General features: G+C 40.3%; 20 protein-coding genes. 4 read left to right on the forward strand and 16 right to left on the reverse strand.

The window, feature by feature from the left end; genetic code table 11:
- Positions 1–14: 14 nt before the first annotated feature.
- From ASG46_RS00590 to ASG46_RS00630, 10 genes are all read right to left on the reverse strand, one after another.
- Positions 15–1,106, reverse strand: coding sequence for an XkdF-like putative serine protease domain-containing protein (locus ASG46_RS00590; RefSeq protein ID WP_056702592.1), 1,092 nt, complete (start codon positions 1,104–1,106; stop codon positions 15–17).
- Positions 1,107–1,141: 35 nt separating this feature from the next.
- Positions 1,142–2,599, reverse strand: a complete 1,458-nt coding sequence (locus ASG46_RS00595; RefSeq protein ID WP_056702593.1) for a phage portal protein — start codon at positions 2,597–2,599, stop codon at positions 1,142–1,144.
- Positions 2,596–3,897, reverse strand: coding sequence for a PBSX family phage terminase large subunit (locus tag ASG46_RS00600; protein ID WP_155518479.1), 1,302 nt, complete (start codon positions 3,895–3,897; stop codon positions 2,596–2,598). The genes ASG46_RS00595 and ASG46_RS00600 overlap by 4 nt, the downstream gene beginning before the upstream one ends.
- Positions 3,898–3,905: 8 nt before the next feature.
- Positions 3,906–4,553: a phage terminase small subunit gene (gene terS / locus ASG46_RS00605; protein WP_008344125.1), complete on the reverse strand. Its 648-nt coding sequence runs from the start codon at positions 4,551–4,553 to the stop codon at positions 3,906–3,908.
- A gap of 152 nt (positions 4,554–4,705) precedes the next feature.
- A complete protein-coding gene (locus ASG46_RS00610) occupies positions 4,706–5,224 on the reverse strand; it encodes a sigma-70 family RNA polymerase sigma factor (RefSeq protein WP_024719695.1) in 519 nt (172 codons plus the stop codon).
- A 124-nt stretch (positions 5,225–5,348) separates the two neighbouring features.
- The gene (locus ASG46_RS00615) at positions 5,349–5,534 is read right to left on the reverse strand and encodes an XtrA/YqaO family protein (protein ID WP_370648332.1); all 186 of its coding nucleotides are present in this window, start codon (positions 5,532–5,534) and stop codon (positions 5,349–5,351) included.
- 17 nt (positions 5,535–5,551) lie between these two features.
- Positions 5,552–5,956 (reverse strand): hypothetical protein, encoded by a 405-nt coding sequence (locus ASG46_RS00620; RefSeq protein WP_056702601.1) that lies wholly within the window; start codon positions 5,954–5,956, stop codon positions 5,552–5,554.
- A 102-nt stretch (positions 5,957–6,058) separates the two neighbouring features.
- Positions 6,059–6,253: a hypothetical protein gene (locus tag ASG46_RS00625; protein WP_234823379.1), complete on the reverse strand. Its 195-nt coding sequence runs from the start codon at positions 6,251–6,253 to the stop codon at positions 6,059–6,061.
- Positions 6,231–6,383 (reverse strand): hypothetical protein, encoded by a 153-nt coding sequence (locus ASG46_RS21055; RefSeq protein ID WP_008344135.1) that lies wholly within the window; start codon positions 6,381–6,383, stop codon positions 6,231–6,233. Before ASG46_RS21055 ends, ASG46_RS00625 begins: the two co-directional genes overlap by 23 nt.
- A gap of 18 nt (positions 6,384–6,401) precedes the next feature.
- Complete coding sequence (locus tag ASG46_RS00630) at positions 6,402–6,641, reverse strand: helix-turn-helix transcriptional regulator (RefSeq protein WP_008344138.1); 240 nt, start codon at positions 6,639–6,641, stop codon at positions 6,402–6,404.
- 160 nt (positions 6,642–6,801) lie between these two features.
- On the opposite strand from ASG46_RS00630, the gene ASG46_RS00635 reads away from it, so the two are divergent.
- From ASG46_RS00635 to bioB, 3 genes are all read left to right on the forward strand, one after another.
- Entirely contained in the window at positions 6,802–7,179 is a 378-nt protein-coding gene (locus tag ASG46_RS00635) for a helix-turn-helix domain-containing protein (protein WP_007500560.1), read from the forward strand.
- A gap of 243 nt (positions 7,180–7,422) precedes the next feature.
- Positions 7,423–7,773: a hypothetical protein gene (locus ASG46_RS00640; RefSeq protein WP_003213146.1), complete on the forward strand. Its 351-nt coding sequence runs from the start codon at positions 7,423–7,425 to the stop codon at positions 7,771–7,773.
- 148 nt (positions 7,774–7,921) lie between these two features.
- Entirely contained in the window at positions 7,922–8,917 is a 996-nt protein-coding gene (gene bioB / locus ASG46_RS00645) for a biotin synthase BioB (protein WP_017367939.1), read from the forward strand.
- 40 nt (positions 8,918–8,957) lie between these two features.
- On the opposite strand, the gene ASG46_RS00650 is transcribed toward bioB, so the two are convergent.
- The 4 genes from ASG46_RS00650 to ASG46_RS00665 form a co-directional block, all read right to left on the reverse strand.
- On the reverse strand, positions 8,958–9,431 hold the full coding sequence (locus ASG46_RS00650; RefSeq protein ID WP_008344156.1) for a hypothetical protein: 474 nt from the start codon (positions 9,429–9,431) through the stop codon (positions 8,958–8,960).
- Positions 9,432–9,602: 171 nt separating this feature from the next.
- A complete protein-coding gene (locus ASG46_RS00655) occupies positions 9,603–10,436 on the reverse strand; it encodes an undecaprenyl-diphosphate phosphatase (protein ID WP_024719699.1) in 834 nt (277 codons plus the stop codon).
- A 127-nt stretch (positions 10,437–10,563) separates the two neighbouring features.
- Positions 10,564–11,706 (reverse strand): AI-2E family transporter, encoded by a 1,143-nt coding sequence (locus ASG46_RS00660; protein WP_007500555.1) that lies wholly within the window; start codon positions 11,704–11,706, stop codon positions 10,564–10,566.
- A 65-nt stretch (positions 11,707–11,771) separates the two neighbouring features.
- A complete protein-coding gene (locus ASG46_RS00665) occupies positions 11,772–12,164 on the reverse strand; it encodes a DoxX family protein (protein ID WP_008344160.1) in 393 nt (130 codons plus the stop codon).
- A gap of 200 nt (positions 12,165–12,364) precedes the next feature.
- Here ASG46_RS00665 and ASG46_RS00670 point away from each other — a divergent pair, with 200 nt between their 5' ends.
- The gene (locus ASG46_RS00670; protein WP_008344161.1) at positions 12,365–13,354 is read left to right on the forward strand and encodes a Gfo/Idh/MocA family protein; all 990 of its coding nucleotides are present in this window, start codon (positions 12,365–12,367) and stop codon (positions 13,352–13,354) included.
- Positions 13,355–13,409: 55 nt separating this feature from the next.
- On the opposite strand, the gene ASG46_RS00675 is transcribed toward ASG46_RS00670, so the two are convergent.
- Positions 13,410–13,934: a type 1 glutamine amidotransferase domain-containing protein gene (locus ASG46_RS00675; RefSeq protein WP_008344162.1), complete on the reverse strand. Its 525-nt coding sequence runs from the start codon at positions 13,932–13,934 to the stop codon at positions 13,410–13,412.
- 90 nt (positions 13,935–14,024) lie between these two features.
- On the reverse strand, positions 14,025–16,013 hold the full coding sequence (tlpB, locus tag ASG46_RS00680) for a methyl-accepting chemotaxis protein TlpB (protein WP_056702603.1): 1,989 nt from the start codon (positions 16,011–16,013) through the stop codon (positions 14,025–14,027).
- Positions 16,014–16,043: the final 30 nt, after the last annotated feature.

A 16,043-nucleotide genomic window follows, 5' to 3' on the forward strand; every position in this document is an offset into this window, starting at 1 on the left:
CTCCTTATTTAGGCTTATAGTAAGCCATCCCATATGGGCTTTGTCATATCATTTTGTGTATCGTGATTTGTTTGTTTAGAAATGCCCCGCGCTTTTTCAAGCATGTGTATCCGCTCTGAAATAGGCAGTAGCTGTTGCTGAAGCACTTCCTGAATCGCTGCTTTTTCTCTGCCTGCTGATTTCTCTAAGGAAGAGAGCTGATGACGAATTGGCGCAACCACTTGCTCCAGCACTTTTTGTACAGGTTCTTCTTCACCTGTTTGATCTGTCCCTTGTTTATCCGCTTGTTGTAAAACGTTGTCGATGGCCATTTTTGCTTTTTCTAGTTCGCGTACTTGATCAGTCGTTAATCCGGCATCTTGCTTTTGAACGGATGCTGGTCTTTCGCCAATCGTTTGGAGGACATCATTTGTTTTCAACACATCCTGCACAATTGGAATCAATTGTTCAAGTGCCGCTCTTACGCTAGACTCATCACCATCACTTGACTGCAACGTTTCCAGCAGATGATCTAAAACGCTCCAAAATTGTTGTGGCATATCTGCACCTTCCTCTTTCAAAAAGAAATTTTTCAGCAAAGAAAAAAGCCCTCTCTCGTTCGTTTCTTGAGATAGGAGCTGATCGTGTTCCTCTATTGCGATGATGTCTGCTGTTCCAGCCATTGAGTAGCCTGTAATATGGCCTTGCTGAATTTGGTCCCAAATATCTTGTGATGCCTTTGTCACAAGTACCCAAGATCCTTTTTGAATCAGCTCCCCGCCTACTTCAAAATCCGCTGGGGCAATGTATGATTCGACGACTTCGCCAACACCGTCTTGAAAATCATGCTGTTTATCAATGTGACGGGCATCTTTCATAAAACCGTGTGCTGCTCTTTCAATTTCTTTGGCCGACATAAAGTCTTGATGTGCATCAGGTGTATTCGGTTCATACACGACGCCATATACGAGGCGATGCGCATCCTCTGCCTTCGTCAGGACACTGACTTCTTTTTGAAAGTCAGGCTGCTTTTTCTTTGCTTTCATCAAGAAAAATTTCTTTTGGTTGGCGGCCTTGTCCACATAGGAAACATGTGTAATTTTTGCGTTTTTTAATTCCCTTGGCATATGTTCACCCCCTTTCAAAAAAAGCTCACGTCCTTCTATTTCTTCAGCTGGTTTGACTCGGATGGAGACAGACCATCAGCTGTTTTTATGCGGCTTTCTAAAGGTCGGTGGTAGAATTCTTCCGGCCATTCCTCTAACGTCTTACCAAGAATACGCCCCGCAAGATCTCGTAAATCATTTGGCGATACTGCCCCAGCCTGAATAAATGGTGTCAGAACCTTCGCTATCTCTAATGGATCTCTAAAGTCAGGACCATTTAATAGAAAGCGGACATGCCATATATCTAAATCCGGGAGAAAAAGAGTATTGAGTTTCCCTGTAATAAGATGCCGCTCTGGCTGAAACACTTGCTCCTCCGTTGTTTTTCGCGCGGTATCTGCTGTAGCCTTGTTATAATCTTGTGACTCTCCTGTGTAAATAGGCGGCAGACGAAAAGCGGAGCGGATTTTGTTTCTCGTCTTTTCATCGTATTCTAAAAAGAGCGCATCCTCTTGCAGGATTTCCGCCAAGGATTTAAAGTTCACTTTGACATTTGATACATCTTCTTCACCTGTTAATCCTTTTTCTGTCGGAAGCCCTTCTACTTCGAGCAATAAAAACTTATGCGCATGATCAGACCCTTCAATATCATCCATATAATCTTGTAGCTGCTGATAAGAAGTCTCTGACAGCATGCCGTTTTCAACAATGATGGCACCAGGTACATGCCTTCCTTGCTTAAAATAAAGATAATTCAGCTCTTCTGCTTTTCGTGCGCCATACATATTGACGATGTTGCCAATCCAGCGGGGAATCCCATACGTCCCACTGCCAATTTTAAAATGAATGACTTCTGTTGCTTGAAGTGGTTCTGGTGTAGCATCATCGTACTTGCCTGTTTCATAATTTAATATGCGCGGATCACCATACTCCTTGAAAAAGACTTTCTTCTCATTGATGACCTGCACATATTTTCGGAATCGTTTCTTGCGATTCATCGTCTTTAATTCGCCGTTTTCTGTGTAGCGGAATTCGACGTCGACTGGCTCACTCAGCTTGCAAATGCGGATATGGAGTGCATCCAAATACTCGATTCCTGCCGGCTTTCCTTGTCCATCGCGCAGCACCTCTAAAAAGCCATTTCCTGTTTTCTCCCGGTCTTCTAGGACATAACCAAGAATCACGTCAGCAGACTCATCATAGTTCATGTATTTCGTAAACTCTTCGAGTCTTGTCCATTCCTTCTCGGCTGTCTTCTTTTTGACCGGTTTCACATCTTCCGCATTAAAATCAAAGGCGTATTCCACCCCAAAGCCAAAGCCTAAAATATTTGTTCGATACGCATCTATACATTGCTGAAGAATCGTTGAGTATTCTGCCATGCTTTTTAATTCATTGATATGGTAGGGCGGCGGGACAATGTCATCTTTTTCGTATGAAAATTCATCCTCATACATTTGTTTTGTATGATCAGACATGTTGGCCTTCATAATCGTTGCTTTTAATTGTTTCATTGTATGGACCTCCTCTCTCGGTTTGGACGGACACGCTCTGAAGCAGTCTGTTTCAAATCGGTCACCTCATAATCATCTAGCGCATACCAAATGGCGGATAATGTGTGTGGGTCGATTTGAAATTCATCTTCCTCTAAGCGGCCGTTCTTATCTGCCTTATAGGTTAGTGATTGAAGTTCATAGATGGTATAAGGGCAAGCATCAGAACAAATGATTTTCTTAAATCGTTTGATTTTCTTTGTATATTGCAAACGTGACCCTTGGAACTTATGCGCAGCGACCATTTGAAATCCGTGCTGCCGAAAATAGTGAATCGTTTTAGGCTCTGCTGCATCTGCCTTAATCAGTTCCTTTGATTCAACAAATTCTTTCAAATCAACAGCTGTTTCATCATCCGTTTTCCCGCGGTCGTAATATTCCCAATAAATATATAAGTACTTTTTTTCATGATCGACAGCTAACCGAATGAGCGCATTGTAGGATTCGACAAATCCAAAATCCATCCCCGCTCGTTTCAGCGGTCTTTCAATCTGCCCGATCGCTTCTAATACGTCAGCATGCTGTCTGACCTCAAATTGCGGAAACACTTTTGTGCCATTGATACCGAAGTATCCTTTCCTTGCAATTCGATAAAGATCTGGATCGTATTCTTTCAGCTCATCCAGCTGCTTGACATAGCTTTTAGGAAGAAATAGATTGTCTTCTGCTGTTGAGTGGTGATAGTACGTATCTTTTATCACGATGGTTCGCTGTTTGTATAAGGTTTCGTCATCAAGGACAAAACGTTTCAGCTGCTCATCTCGAAAGAAATGTCTGTACGTCCAATTATCCTGACCAACGGGATTCGTCGATAACATCATATAAAGAGGTAAAACCGGATGTCTCAGCCTTCCAAGCAGTTCTTTAAACCCTTCATAAGAAACCTCGGAACACTCCTCAATCCAAATCATTGAGATGTTGTTGATCGACTTCAATTTCTCAGGCTTGTCCAGTCCTTTAAATAAAATGCTGCTCCCATTGCGAAAAGTGAGAGCAAGCGGTGAACTGCGGCACTTTACTAGATGATCGATGCCAAGATCGCTGACGATTTCTTGTAAAAGAGAGTAGGTCGACTCCCGGTGCGTATCATACACTTCTCGAATGACAAGTGCTGTTCGTTTTTCCTCAAGCAGTTTTAAAATCAGCTTTAAAGCAATGTGATAGCTTTTGGAGGAGCCATAACCGCCTACTAAAAACTGAAACTTTTGATTCCAATCGAACAAAAAGTGTTCAAAGTGAGGATTGACTTCTTTTTCAATCAACGGCGTCATGAATCGTCCTCTTTTCTTTTGATCATGATATGAAGATCTTCTTCTTTTTCCTCACGAACTGCTTTTTTTGTTTTTTCGATTGTCAGCTCAATTTGCTTCAGCCTTAATCTTCGTTCATCTTTTGCGTGAGCGAGCTCTTCAAACTGTTTAATCAGCCGTCTTAGTTCTCCCATTGCACGAGATTGGGCATTTAAAAAAGTAGCATGCCGATCCCATGAAAATTGAAACGAAAATTCCTCTGCCGTGATCTCTGGCTCTGGATGAATGCCTTCGCCTGTTTCTTCCTCTAATGAAGAAGGCAAGTACGTCGCCTTTTTCAGTTCTTTGATCATGTCATCTTGATCTGCTACATGCATGATGCGCTGCGCTCGAATAATGGCTGCGTATTGAATTTGAATTTGATCCCAGATGATATCAAGAGATGTGCGCCCATCCATTTTTTCCATGATTTCAATCGTTTCATCTGAAAGAAATTGATGAAAGATCGAGTGCGCCTGCTTTGACGGTGTTTTTTGTCTTTGCCAGCCGTATCGTCTTTTCCATGATTTAACGGTATGGATGGAGACGTTGTAATGATCGGCTAGTTGCTGGTACGTCATCCCTTTCATATAATCCTGCTTAGCCTCTATCCGTTTATCTTTCATTTACATTCACCTGCCGCCTCCTTTTAGTTCGAATGATTCCCTGAAGAGAAATCATTTGTGCCGGGCTAGCAAACATTCGTTTGGTCTTTCTAACTATAGGTGGCAACTGTAAGACAAGCTTTTGAAGATTGATGTGATGAAAGAAAAAACGCCTATTCAGCAGCTCTGAATAGGCGTTCTTGTACTTTTTTGGACATTTTGGTCCGAGCTCTTTCCATATGTTTTTGGACTGTTCCTTTTTTTACATCTAGCATGATCGCAATCTCGCTAAATGACAGACCCTGTGTTGTGTGCATAAAAAATACGTCCTTCTCTCGATCTGTCAAAACGGATAAGGCTTCGTCAATTCGCCTTTTGTCCCGCTCACTTACCTCTCTTTCTTTCTCTTGAATGAGGGTGTATTCATGTGATAAAGCCTCTAATACCTCTTGATTAGCAAGAATGGTGCGCTGATACACAGACCGTCTATCTAATCCTCTGCGTGCGCCTGGCTCTCTACCGATTTGAAGCCATTCCACCACGTATTCTAAATCACTGACCATACTGGCGATCATTTTTTGATCATGTTTGTCCTGATCTGACATCTGTTTCTCTTCTTTGTCTTTCAATTGTTCATATCGTTTTCTGGCATCTTTTAAACTTCTTTTATATTCAATCAGTAAATCTTGCATCTGTGCTCTCTCCCTTTTTTAAGAAAATAAAAAACGGACACCAATCAGCCCCTTTTTATAGGGTCTTGATCAGTGTCCGCAGGCTTTCCGTCTTGGACTTATTCAGTTGTTCTTGTTCATCAGACTAGCTGATTTTAAAACCAATCTCATGATCGACTCTTGCAAAATGCCCTTTTGCTGTTTGAATAATCGTTTTTCCATGCTCAGGTACATCCATCATATAAGCCGTTCCTACGTTTCCATCTAACACAATGACTTGAATCTTTCCTTTTTCCATTTCACCGACAAATGTCTGGTTTTCTTGAATCATGAGTTGTTTTGGCTCGTTCATATGCTTGTCTCCTTATTTGGTGGTGAGGATCTCATATCATCACCCATCGTATTTAAGATGATTTCCATTCGAGGACGCATGCTATAAAACTGTGAAACTCTTAATTCTACAATCTGTAAAGAGGCGTCATCGGCAATGGCATGAAGTGCTTCTTGTATATACTGCAAATTTGGTTGAAGAATGCAGATGTGTACTGGGCGTATCAAGCCTTTTTCAGCAGATGTACGCGTGTCTTGGCTGTTCGCTAGATCAATGGGCATATTGTAAAATAAGCGAATGTCGAGTGATAATGCGCCTTTTATTCTGCTTGAGCATTGCGCTTTTGCGGCTGCTTGAATTCTGTTTATCAATGTCTCTTTTTTGCATAAATGTTCTTTTTCAATGATAAAATGAAGGACCATGCTACGATCTCCCGTCATCCTTCGCCCACTGCCGAATGTCTTGTTCGTTTTGACCCGCATTGAGCAAACATTTCAGGAATGTCATGATTTGCTTCAATCGATTCATGTCGCATTCATCCTTTCCTTCTTATTGTCATCAACGTCTTTTTCTGCCATGAGGGTTATGTATGTGCGTTTTTCTTCTGCCGTGGGGAAAGCAAACATCGGCTCTTTTTGATGAAAAGTGATCCAGCCGCCAGCTTGTACTAGGCAATGCTGTGCTTCTTTTCGGGCATCAAATGTCATCTGATGTCTCATCATCATCAAATCCTTTCTCACGGTTCTCGTCCTCTAATCGATAACCATTTCGGGACATTTCATATGGCCAGTAACGTTTTGGATAGCCGAAATCATTCATTTGTGTCACCATCGGATGTTCGATATTCATTCTGTTTGTCTCCCCTTTTTAAGAACGGTCTTCCTTACGACTATTACTCTTTTTGTGTAACTTTTGACCAAAAAAAAGCTCTTGAACACCGATATTTAGCAAATCTGCAATATGCTTGGCTATTTCTAAGCTGGGCTTTGTTCGGCCCATTTCTATATTTGCATAGCCACTCGTGTACTTATATCCAAGTTTTTTCGCCATATACGTTTGTGTTTTTCCTTGTAATATTCGTTCTTCTCGTAAATTTTCAAGTTTCATGTTTCCACCTCTTACTCATTATGTGTAAGTTATATTTATTATGATAATATACACAAAACGAGTAAGTCAATCAAATTTTTATTCTTTTTGTGTATTTATTTATCTTTTCCGTGTAATTCATGATAAAATTTACACATAATATGAAAAAAAGGTGTTTCCGATGGATAATTTGACTGGAAAGATTCTAACTGAATTAAGAGAGAAACATGGATGGAGTAAGTCTACCGTTGCCAAAAAACTCGGATTAAAGGCGATGTCAACCTATGCTAACTGGGAATATGGATTGAGAAAGCCAGATGGTGAAATGATTGTGAAAATCGCCGAGTTATACGGGGTCTCAACAGATTATCTTCTCACAGGTAAAGACAAAAACGCCTCTGATGACGATCTTGCAGATGATCCTGATTTGCAAATTGCGTTTAAAGCTGCCTCCGATTTTTCTGAAGAAGCACGAAGACAAACCATCGACTTTATTAACTACATTAGAGAGAAAGAGAAACAAAAAGGCCGTCAGCCAAAACAGACAGACGACAAATAAAAGATCTCTTTTCATAAAGCATCACATAGCTGGGTAGATACCCAGCTTTTTTTATGTCTCTTTTTCCTCCTAAAAAAGAATGACATATGAATAAAAAATCATGTGTTTTTTGGGTAAAATCGTCTTCCCCTACATAATATGTGACAATTTTCACCAAAAATACTCATTTTTCCACTTATTTTGATTGACATATAATTCTATTATTATTAATATATGTATATACCAAAAAAAGGAGTGTTACCGATGAAAAAATTAATGAAAGCTTGTACATTGTCTTTAGCTGCTTTAGGTGCTCTTACGTTCTTCCAAACTGAAGGTGCTCATGCAGCTGCACAGCCTAAAGAACCAGTTATAGCAAAAGCTCCTATTATGAATAAAGTGATTACAGTGAACCGCACACTTACTGTAGGTTCTTCAATTGCTGTCTCACTTCCAGCTAGCCAAATTTCTGTATCAGGCGCAACGTATGCCATTCAATTAGACCAAACTGCTCCAAATTTCACTTGGATCCGTGCTGTACAACGCGGTTCTGTTACAGTTTCTTACTATAATTCACTAGGTGAGCTCGTCATTAACTATATTACTGTTCGTTAAGCGATTTTTTTCATATGAAAAGGCGATGACTACATGTTCATCGCCTTTTTGTGTTTTTACTTTTAAGCTGCTTACCAGTGCTTGCCAATCTCTATCTATTATGTTAACTTTTAATAAAAATAAGTTTACATATTGAGAGGGGCTTATGATGGGAAAAATAACGTCTTTGTCTTGGGAAACGATCGTGAAGAAAGCCATCAATCATGAACCAATTACGATGGAAGAAGGTCTAAATATTCTTGAAGCAGACGACGCAGAGTTGCTGCCTATTATGCATGCAGCTTATCAGGTGAGATTTCATTTTTTTCAAAAAAAGGTGAAGTTAAATATGATCTTTAACGCCAAAAGCGGATATTGTCCTGAAAACTGCGGGTATTGTTCACAATCGGTGATTTCAACAGCTCTGCTTGAGAGATATACAATGCTTGACCAAAAAACCATTGTGGCCGGTGCGCGTGAGGCGTTAAAAAGAAAAGCAGGGACTTATTGTATTGTAGCAAGCGGGAGAGCACCTTCGCACCGTGAATTAGATGAAGTCACCGCAGCAGTAAAGGAAATTACTGAGACGATGCCTTTGAAGGTGTGTGCATGCCTTGGGTTATTAAATGAAGAAAAAGCGAAACGGCTGAAGGAAGCGGGTGTTCATCGGTATAATCATAATCTCAATACACATCAAGATCATCATGCTCAAATTACAACGACCCATACGTATGATGACCGCGTATCGACCATTGAGAAGGTCAAACAGTCAGGGATGTCACCATGTTCAGGGGTTATTATTGGAATGGGCGAAACCAATCAACAAATTGTCGAAATGGCTTTTGCGCTTAGAGCCCTTGATGCGGATTCGATTCCCGTCAACTTTCTCCATGCAATTGAAGGAACGCCTCTTGAACATCAAGAACGTACACATCCGATCAAAGCGTTGAAGGTTTTGGCACTGATGCGATTTATCAACCCGGCTAAGGAAATTCGAGTATCTGGGGGAAGAGAGTTTAATTTACGAACGCTTCAGCCTCTCGCATTATATGCAGCGAACTCTATTTTTGTAGGCGATTATTTAACGACAAAAGGACAGCAAGTTCAAACCGATCATCACATCATTGAAGATTTAGGTTTTGAAATAGAAGAATGTGCGCTTTAAAAAAGTCTGCCGATGGATCGGCAGACTTTTGACGTTGAGATTAGAATCTTTTATGGAAATCGACAGTACCGCTTCCTTCTTCGCGGTCAAAGCTGCCAACAAAAGTCCAGTTAATATAGCCGCCGTCACCATTGTTGACAAACGTACCATCTTCAAATACCCAAATACCAAACGTAATGCCGTCATATTCAACACTATCATAATAGACAACATTGTTCAGTCCGCTAAAATCATGATCTTGGCTTAAGTTTTGAACAACTACGTTGTAATTTTGACCTGCTTCATAAAATGCACTGTATGCCGCATTTTTTACAAATCCATCACGATTTTGAGATGATTTTACTGCTTGTTCAATTTTATCGGCAATGGCTACTGGATCAATCGAGACACTTCCATCGACACCTGTTGTCGTAGCAGCTTCAGCCTTTTGACCAAAAGTCGTAAGAGATAAAGGGACAGCAACCATTGACGTAGCAATCACAGAGCTAACAAAAAATTTACTTGTTTTCCTCATTATTTCTAACTCCTCCTTTAATTGGTATGTTTATGTACTACCCTTTTCTTTGTCACTTAAACACTAATTTAAGAAAAAACTTCTTTTTCTACCAATTAAGAGGCTGTTTTTACTGTTTAAAAGGGCAAAACAACAAAAAAACTACTCTTTTAAAAGAGTAGTTTTCCATCATTACATAAACAGGATAAATAAAATCAGACCTAGGATGATTCGGTAGATCGCAAAAGGCACAAGTTTGATTTTATTAATCAGTTTTAGGAAGAATCGAACAACAAAGAGAGCCACAATAAACGCACTCACAAAGCCCACAATAAAGAATGGAAGCATGTCTGTTGTTAAATATTCGGCATTTTTAACAAGTGTTAAGAGGCTTGCTCCCGCCATAATCGGCATGGCCATAATAAACGTAAAGTCAGCCGCCGCTCGGTGATTCAGACCAAGAATAACACCACCTGCTATTGTAGAACCTGAACGCGAGAAGCCTGGCCATAGTGCTAAACATTGAAATAACCCGATATACAGCGCTTGTCTGTACGTCATATTATCCACAGAGCTTGTTTCTGTTTTACGTTTATTGATCCAATCAGCGACAAGCATCAGCACAGCCCCTAAAATCAAACCGACGGCGACCGTTCTCACATCAAACAAATATTTATCAATATAATCTTCAAATAAGAATCCTAAAATGACGGCTGGGACGAGTCCAACAGCAATTTGAGCAATGGTCAGCTTATGTCCGCTGCGTTTTTGTTCTTCTGTGATATTTTTCTTTAAGCCTAACAAGTTCAAAATACGATCTTTGAACACGATCATGACAGCTAAAATAGAACCTAACTGAATCACGACTTTAAATGTGTTTGCAGCCTCTGGCGTAATGATGTCTTTTGATTTTAGCCAAAGATCATCAACAATGATCATATGCCCTGTAGACGAGACAGGTGCATACTCTGTTAATCCTTCGACAATTCCTAAAACCAGTGCCACGAATAAATCCCATAGATTCATGATTTTCTTTCCTTTCAATTCTGATCTTTTGAACTGGCCAAACATCTATGTCCACATAAAGACAAGCTTCCTTTTTCGAAAGCTCGTCTTTATGATACTATATTTTTTTCTAAAAAAGATTATGACATCAAACCTTTTCTTCTTTATACAAATTGGATCGCATTTTGAACCAATCAAACAGGTGGGTCGTGATCACTTTCAGAACGGCATACGTCGGAATCGCAACAATGATGCCGACGACACTGAACAATTTACCTGCTGTTAATAGAACAAAAATAATCGTAATCGGATGGATATGAAGGTTTTTCCCCATCACCTGAGGAGAAATGAATTTCCCTTCAATGAGCTGAACCACTGTCCAGACAATGATGAGTTTTAAAAGCATCACTGGTGATGTCACAAGCGCAATCACAATCGCTGGTGTAATCGCAATGGTTGGACCAAGGTATGGCACTACACTTGTACATGCCGCAATAATCGCCAGCAGCAGCGCATAGTCAAGTCCAATAATCATATAGCCAATTAAAAGAAGAATACCGATACAGAAGCTGACAATGATCTGCCCGCGTATATAAGAACTTAGACGATGGTTCATTTCGTGAAGCACGATATGAGTATGGTCTCTAAACTTATTCGGGATAAATTTCAAGAAATAGTCAGGCAGTTTTTTGCCGTCTTTTAATAGATAAAACAGAATGAACGGAACCGTCACGATCGAGATGATAATTTCAGTAAGCGCCCCTAAGAAAGTGCCGACTCCAGTAAAAGTACTTTCCAAAATCTTCGTCGCTTGACTTGACGCTTTACTCACCAATTCAGAGACGTTAAAGTTCATCGTTTTCTGCACTTGACTAATAAAGTTGCTTCCAGTTAATTGTCTAATCTGTTCTTCTACCGTATCAACGTATTTTGGCAGATTATGAAACAGACTCATCGTTTGTGCTTGTAAAAAAGGAATAATAGATACAATGGTCACAGTAATGATCCCAATAATGACGATATATAAAAGCAAAATCGAAAAGATCCGTTTGACCTTAAATCTCTCTAATAAATTCACAATTGGATTTAATAAATAATACACAACCCCCGTTAAAATAATCGGTAAGGCAATGGTTTTGATGAGTACAATGAGCGGTGTGAAAATAAAAGATGCTTTCATGAAAACAAGGATATTCAACCCTATTAATAGCAGGATGAGTAAAAAGAGAACAAACTTGTTATCAAGAAAAAATTTTCTAAATCGACTGCTCCACATTTGCATAGAATTCATATCTTTCCTCCAAACACGGGCTATTTTATTAGTAAATTGTACACTACTTGATCATCATTTTGTGATCATTGTTTTAGCTTTTTTTCACGTTTCGCAATGGACATGGCCCATCCAATCAAAATCGGTTGTCCGATTAATCTCATCCATAACAAGGCTTGTTCTGTGCTCTCTTGCCCTGGAAATGGAATCCCTTCTCTCGCAGCAAATAGGTTCGCAGGGAAAATGAGCACCAGATAGACAGCGATCATTTTTGCTGCCACAATCCTTACGTTTGGAAGAAGCAGTAATACGGCCAACAGCCATTCCAAGCATGCGGTGGCATAAATGATACCATAGGGAAATGGCCATCCAGACATCATGCGGGCAAAGCCGCTTGGCTCTATCACATGAAAAACACCGGCTGCTATAAATAAAAGCGCGAATGCGTATGTACTTCCTATATGTAGGATGCGCTTCATGTTCGTTTCCTCCTCCCTCCTTCTCAAGTATTACCCGAATGAAGGAGGAAACTATCCACTTTTCGTACATTTATTTTCTTTATGTAAGACGCATCAGCTAAGGTAAAGGTTTCATCCGCTTTTCAATAAAAAAGAAGATTCTTTCATACAAACGCTTTCAAAGCATGTATAATCAGAGAAAAGCAGAAGGAGGGAATGTGATGATTCGATTTGCTGTCATCGGAACGAATTGGATTACAGATCGATTCTTACAGGCTGGTGAAGGAGTGGCGGATTTTACATGTACGGCCGTCTATTCTCGGTCTGCTGAAAAAGGACAGGCATTTGCAAACAAGTATGGCATTGATACCGTCTTTACTAATTTACAGCAAATGGCGGCAAGTGATGCGTTTGATGCTGTGTATATCGCAAGTCCAAACGCCCTTCACAAAGAGCAAGCGATGCTGATGATGGCGCATCAAAAACATGTATTATGTGAAAAACCATTGGCCTCTCACCGTAAAGAGGCTGAAGAAATGATTGCTGCTGCGAAAAAATATCAGGTGTGCTTAATGGAAGCGATGAAGACCACATTTCTGCCGAATTTTCTTCAAATCAAGCAGCATCTTGATCAACTAGGCCCCATTCGGCAAGTGATCGCTCATTACTGTAAATATTCCTCAAGATACGATGCCTACCGAAACGGTGAGATTCCAAACGCTTTTAAGCCGGAATTATCCAATGGCTCCTTAATGGACATCGGCGTGTATCTTGTCTTTCCCATCATTTATTTATTCGGGCTGCCACATCAAATCACCGCGAGAGGCTATACACTTTCTTCTGGAGTAGATGGGAGCGGTTCATTACTTTTACAATATGAAGGACATCAAGCACTTCTTTTCCATTCAAAAATCTCAACATCTCATGTATCTGCTGAAATTCAAGGGGAGGATGCCACGATGGTCATTGATCAATTCCATCGCCCTTCTCGTATCATCATCCATGATCGGAATGGACAGCAAACCGATATTTCTATTAAAGATGATCAACCGGCTATGTATTATGAAATCGATCACTTCATTCAATGCATCAAGCAAAAAAAGGGGCAGTCTCCAATCAATACATTTGCCTTATCTGTTCAAACCATGTCCGTCATGGACGAGGCGAGAAGACAAATGGGCATTATCTATCCAGCCGACAGACAAATGTAATGAGGCATTGAATGAACAAAGGGCGTTTTACAGCCCTTTGTTTGTTCATGTGAATCTAGTTTGCCGCTAATACATCGGCAAATGCTTTCACATATGGCGGAAGGTCCGGCGGGCGTCTGCTAGATACAATATGACCATCTGTCACAACCGCTTCATCAAACCATTCTGCTCCAGCATTCGTCATATCATCTTTAATACCAGGTGTACTCGTTACTTTTTTACCTTTCAGGATACCAGCTGAAATGAGCACCCAGCCGGCATGACAGATTTGTCCGATCGGTTTGCCCTTTGCATCAAACGTACGAACGATGTCTAATACTTCTGGATATCGGCGCAGTTTATCGGGCGCCCATCCCCCAGGAACGAGAACCGCATCATAATCATCTGCTTGAATGGAATAGAAGTCTGCATCTGATACAGCCGGCACTCCGTACTTCCCGATATATTCATGATCTGCTTTTTCGCCTACGAGATGGACAGTTGCCCCCTCTTCTCTTAATCGCAAAACGGGATACCATAGCTCTAAATCTTCAAAATCATCACTGACTAACGCAATGACCTTCTTATTTGATAAACGCATAACATCTCTCCTTTTCTTCGGATTTCCTCTATTGTACGAGATCATCTCTTAAAAAGAAAAGCGGTTCCCCTTGAGGAGAACCACTTTCTATTATTCACTGATCTTGAATTTTTTAATTAAGTCACGCAATTCTTCCGCCATTTGGGAAAGCGTCGTCGAAGAAGAACTAATCTCTTCCATTGATGCCAGCTGTTCTTCTGCTGATGCCGCGATATCTTGAATACTTGCTGAACTCTCTCTCGATACATCTGCAATTTCATTCACTGCTTTAGAAATTTGCTCAGATCCTTTTGAAAGCTCACGAACTGTCGTATTCATTTCATTGATTCTTGTCGCAATTTCTGCCGTTTGCTGATTGATTTGTGAGAAGCTTTCTTTTGTTTGGTCTGTAATTGATAGACCATTTTTTACTTCTTCATTCACAGATTTGAACATATTTTGAGACGTTTCAATTTCAGAGACAATTTCTTTGACGAGTTTTTCAATCTCTTTTGCAGAATCTGATGATTGAACCGCCAGCTTACGGACTTCTTCTGCTACAACCGAGAAGCCTCTGCCTGACTCGCCCGCACGTGCTGCTTCAATGGCTGCATTCAGAGCCAGTAAATTCGTTTGATCTGCTATACCGTTAATGACACCTAAAATGTTGGTGATATCTTTTGATTTATGCTCTAATCCGTTGATCACACTTTCAGCTTCTTTCACTGAATGATCAATCGTTTTCATTTGGCCAACTGTCTGTTCAACAAGCTGTCCGCCTGTTTCTGCGACTTTTTTTGATTGAACCGATGATTCTGTAATGACATCAGATGTTTGTGCAACTTCATTTAGCCCTTCGTTCATTTGTTTCAAGTGGGCTGCACTTTGTTCCACCATTTCACTTTGATTTTCGTTTCCGTTCGAGAATGTTTCAATGGATGATGTAATATGTTCGGTTGCTTTTGTCGTTTGACCTGCACTTGCCGTCAGTTCTTCCGACGATGACGCCACGTTTTCAACAGATGTCTGTACAGCTTGGATCACATCTCTGAGTGACTCACTCATTTCATTAAAACTTGTACCGAGCTGACCAATCTCATCCTTTGACCGGACATCAATTTTCTCTGTTAAATCTCCTTCGCTAATCTTCTTAGAAGAGGAGACAAGCATGGAAAGTGGTTTTGTAATAGAACGGATGATAAAGAAGATGAGAATACCGCCAATGATGAGCGCACCAGCTAATATAATGGCCGCCATGTTGAAGACTGGCTGCGCCGCTTCTTCTACTTCACTGACAAACATTGTACCAGCAATTTTCCAACCAGTCGCTTTGTTTGTTGTGAACTCCATTTGCTTTTCTTTCCCTTCAAACATATAACTCATTGAACCTTTGTCTTGTGTATAAAGCTTGTCTACCCAATCACCTGTTAATTTTGTTCCTGCTTTTTTCGTTGGATGTGCCACGTATGTTCGATCTGGGCTTCCGATAAAAGCATGACCTTCTTTACCAATATTGATACTATTAGACTCTTTTACTAGATTTGCAATGTCCAGGTTCATGGCAATAACACCAGAACCATCCTCTAGTTTTTTAGAAATCGTCACAACAAGCGTACCAGTTGATGCGGTTGGATATGGAGCGGAAACAGACAGCTCACCGTTTTTCGCCCAGCCATCTTTGTACCAATCCCGCTCAGTTGCGACATAATCAGCAGGCATTTTTTGATTTGGATATCTTGAAAACACTTTTCCATCACTTGAAGCAACAAAGATGCCTTCTGTGTCATCATTCATGCTCATGAACTGCTCAAAGCGTCCTTGAATATCAGTCGTTCCTTTTTGCCCCAGCTTTTTCTCAGTAATCCATTTGCTAAAGAAATCGGCTGCGTCTGTTTTTACTTTTACAACCTTCGTAATGTTTTTGTCCAGCTGTTCTACATTTTCCTTTGCACTTTGCATGATTTGATCATTTAAAGAGGTGCTCGCCGTATGATATGAAGAGAATGCCAATACGATAATTGGGCATAAAAGAATAAATAAGAAAGAGAAAACGAGCTTTTTTGATATCGATGGTTTTTTGAAATACTGTATGAAATTCATAAAAAAGAAAACTCCTTTTAGTAAGATAGT

The sequence above is a fragment of the Bacillus sp. Leaf49 genome, from assembly GCF_001426125.1.
Lineage (GTDB): Bacteria > Bacillota > Bacilli > Bacillales > Bacillaceae > Bacillus > Bacillus altitudinis.

Bases quoted from the DNA above. Each gene is read 5' to 3' on its own strand.
- ASG46_RS00675 (WP_008344162.1), bottom strand. From the start codon at position 13,934: ATGCGTTTATCAAATAAGAAGGTCATTGCGTTAGTCAGTGATGATTTT.
- ASG46_RS00615 (WP_370648332.1), bottom strand. From the start codon at position 5,534: ATGATTCAAGAAAACCAGACATTTGTCGGTGAAATGGAAAAAGGAAAG.
- ASG46_RS00630 (WP_008344138.1), bottom strand. From the start codon at position 6,641: ATGAAACTTGAAAATTTACGAGAAGAACGAATATTACAAGGAAAAACA.
- ASG46_RS00635 (WP_007500560.1), top strand. From the start codon at position 6,802: ATGGATAATTTGACTGGAAAGATTCTAACTGAATTAAGAGAGAAACAT.
- ASG46_RS00595 (WP_056702593.1), bottom strand. From the start codon at position 2,599: ATGAAACAATTAAAAGCAACGATTATGAAGGCCAACATGTCTGATCAT.
- ASG46_RS00665 (WP_008344160.1), bottom strand. From the start codon at position 12,164: ATGAAGCGCATCCTACATATAGGAAGTACATACGCATTCGCGCTTTTA.
- ASG46_RS00625 (WP_234823379.1), bottom strand. From the start codon at position 6,253: ATGAGACATCAGATGACATTTGATGCCCGAAAAGAAGCACAGCATTGC.
- ASG46_RS00610 (WP_024719695.1), bottom strand. From the start codon at position 5,224: ATGCAAGATTTACTGATTGAATATAAAAGAAGTTTAAAAGATGCCAGA.
- ASG46_RS00640 (WP_003213146.1), top strand. From the start codon at position 7,423: ATGAAAAAATTAATGAAAGCTTGTACATTGTCTTTAGCTGCTTTAGGT.
- ASG46_RS00655 (WP_024719699.1), bottom strand. From the start codon at position 10,436: ATGAATCTATGGGATTTATTCGTGGCACTGGTTTTAGGAATTGTCGAA.
- terS (WP_008344125.1), bottom strand. From the start codon at position 4,553: ATGAAAGATAAACGGATAGAGGCTAAGCAGGATTATATGAAAGGGATG.
- tlpB (WP_056702603.1), bottom strand. From the start codon at position 16,013: ATGAATTTCATACAGTATTTCAAAAAACCATCGATATCAAAAAAGCTC.
- bioB (WP_017367939.1), top strand. From the start codon at position 7,922: ATGGGAAAAATAACGTCTTTGTCTTGGGAAACGATCGTGAAGAAAGCC.
- ASG46_RS00620 (WP_056702601.1), bottom strand. From the start codon at position 5,956: ATGGTCCTTCATTTTATCATTGAAAAAGAACATTTATGCAAAAAAGAG.
- ASG46_RS21055 (WP_008344135.1), bottom strand. From the start codon at position 6,383: ATGAATATCGAACATCCGATGGTGACACAAATGAATGATTTCGGCTAT.
- ASG46_RS00590 (WP_056702592.1), bottom strand. From the start codon at position 1,106: ATGCCAAGGGAATTAAAAAACGCAAAAATTACACATGTTTCCTATGTG.
- ASG46_RS00660 (WP_007500555.1), bottom strand. From the start codon at position 11,706: ATGAATTCTATGCAAATGTGGAGCAGTCGATTTAGAAAATTTTTTCTT.
- ASG46_RS00670 (WP_008344161.1), top strand. From the start codon at position 12,365: ATGATTCGATTTGCTGTCATCGGAACGAATTGGATTACAGATCGATTC.
- ASG46_RS00650 (WP_008344156.1), bottom strand. From the start codon at position 9,431: ATGAGGAAAACAAGTAAATTTTTTGTTAGCTCTGTGATTGCTACGTCA.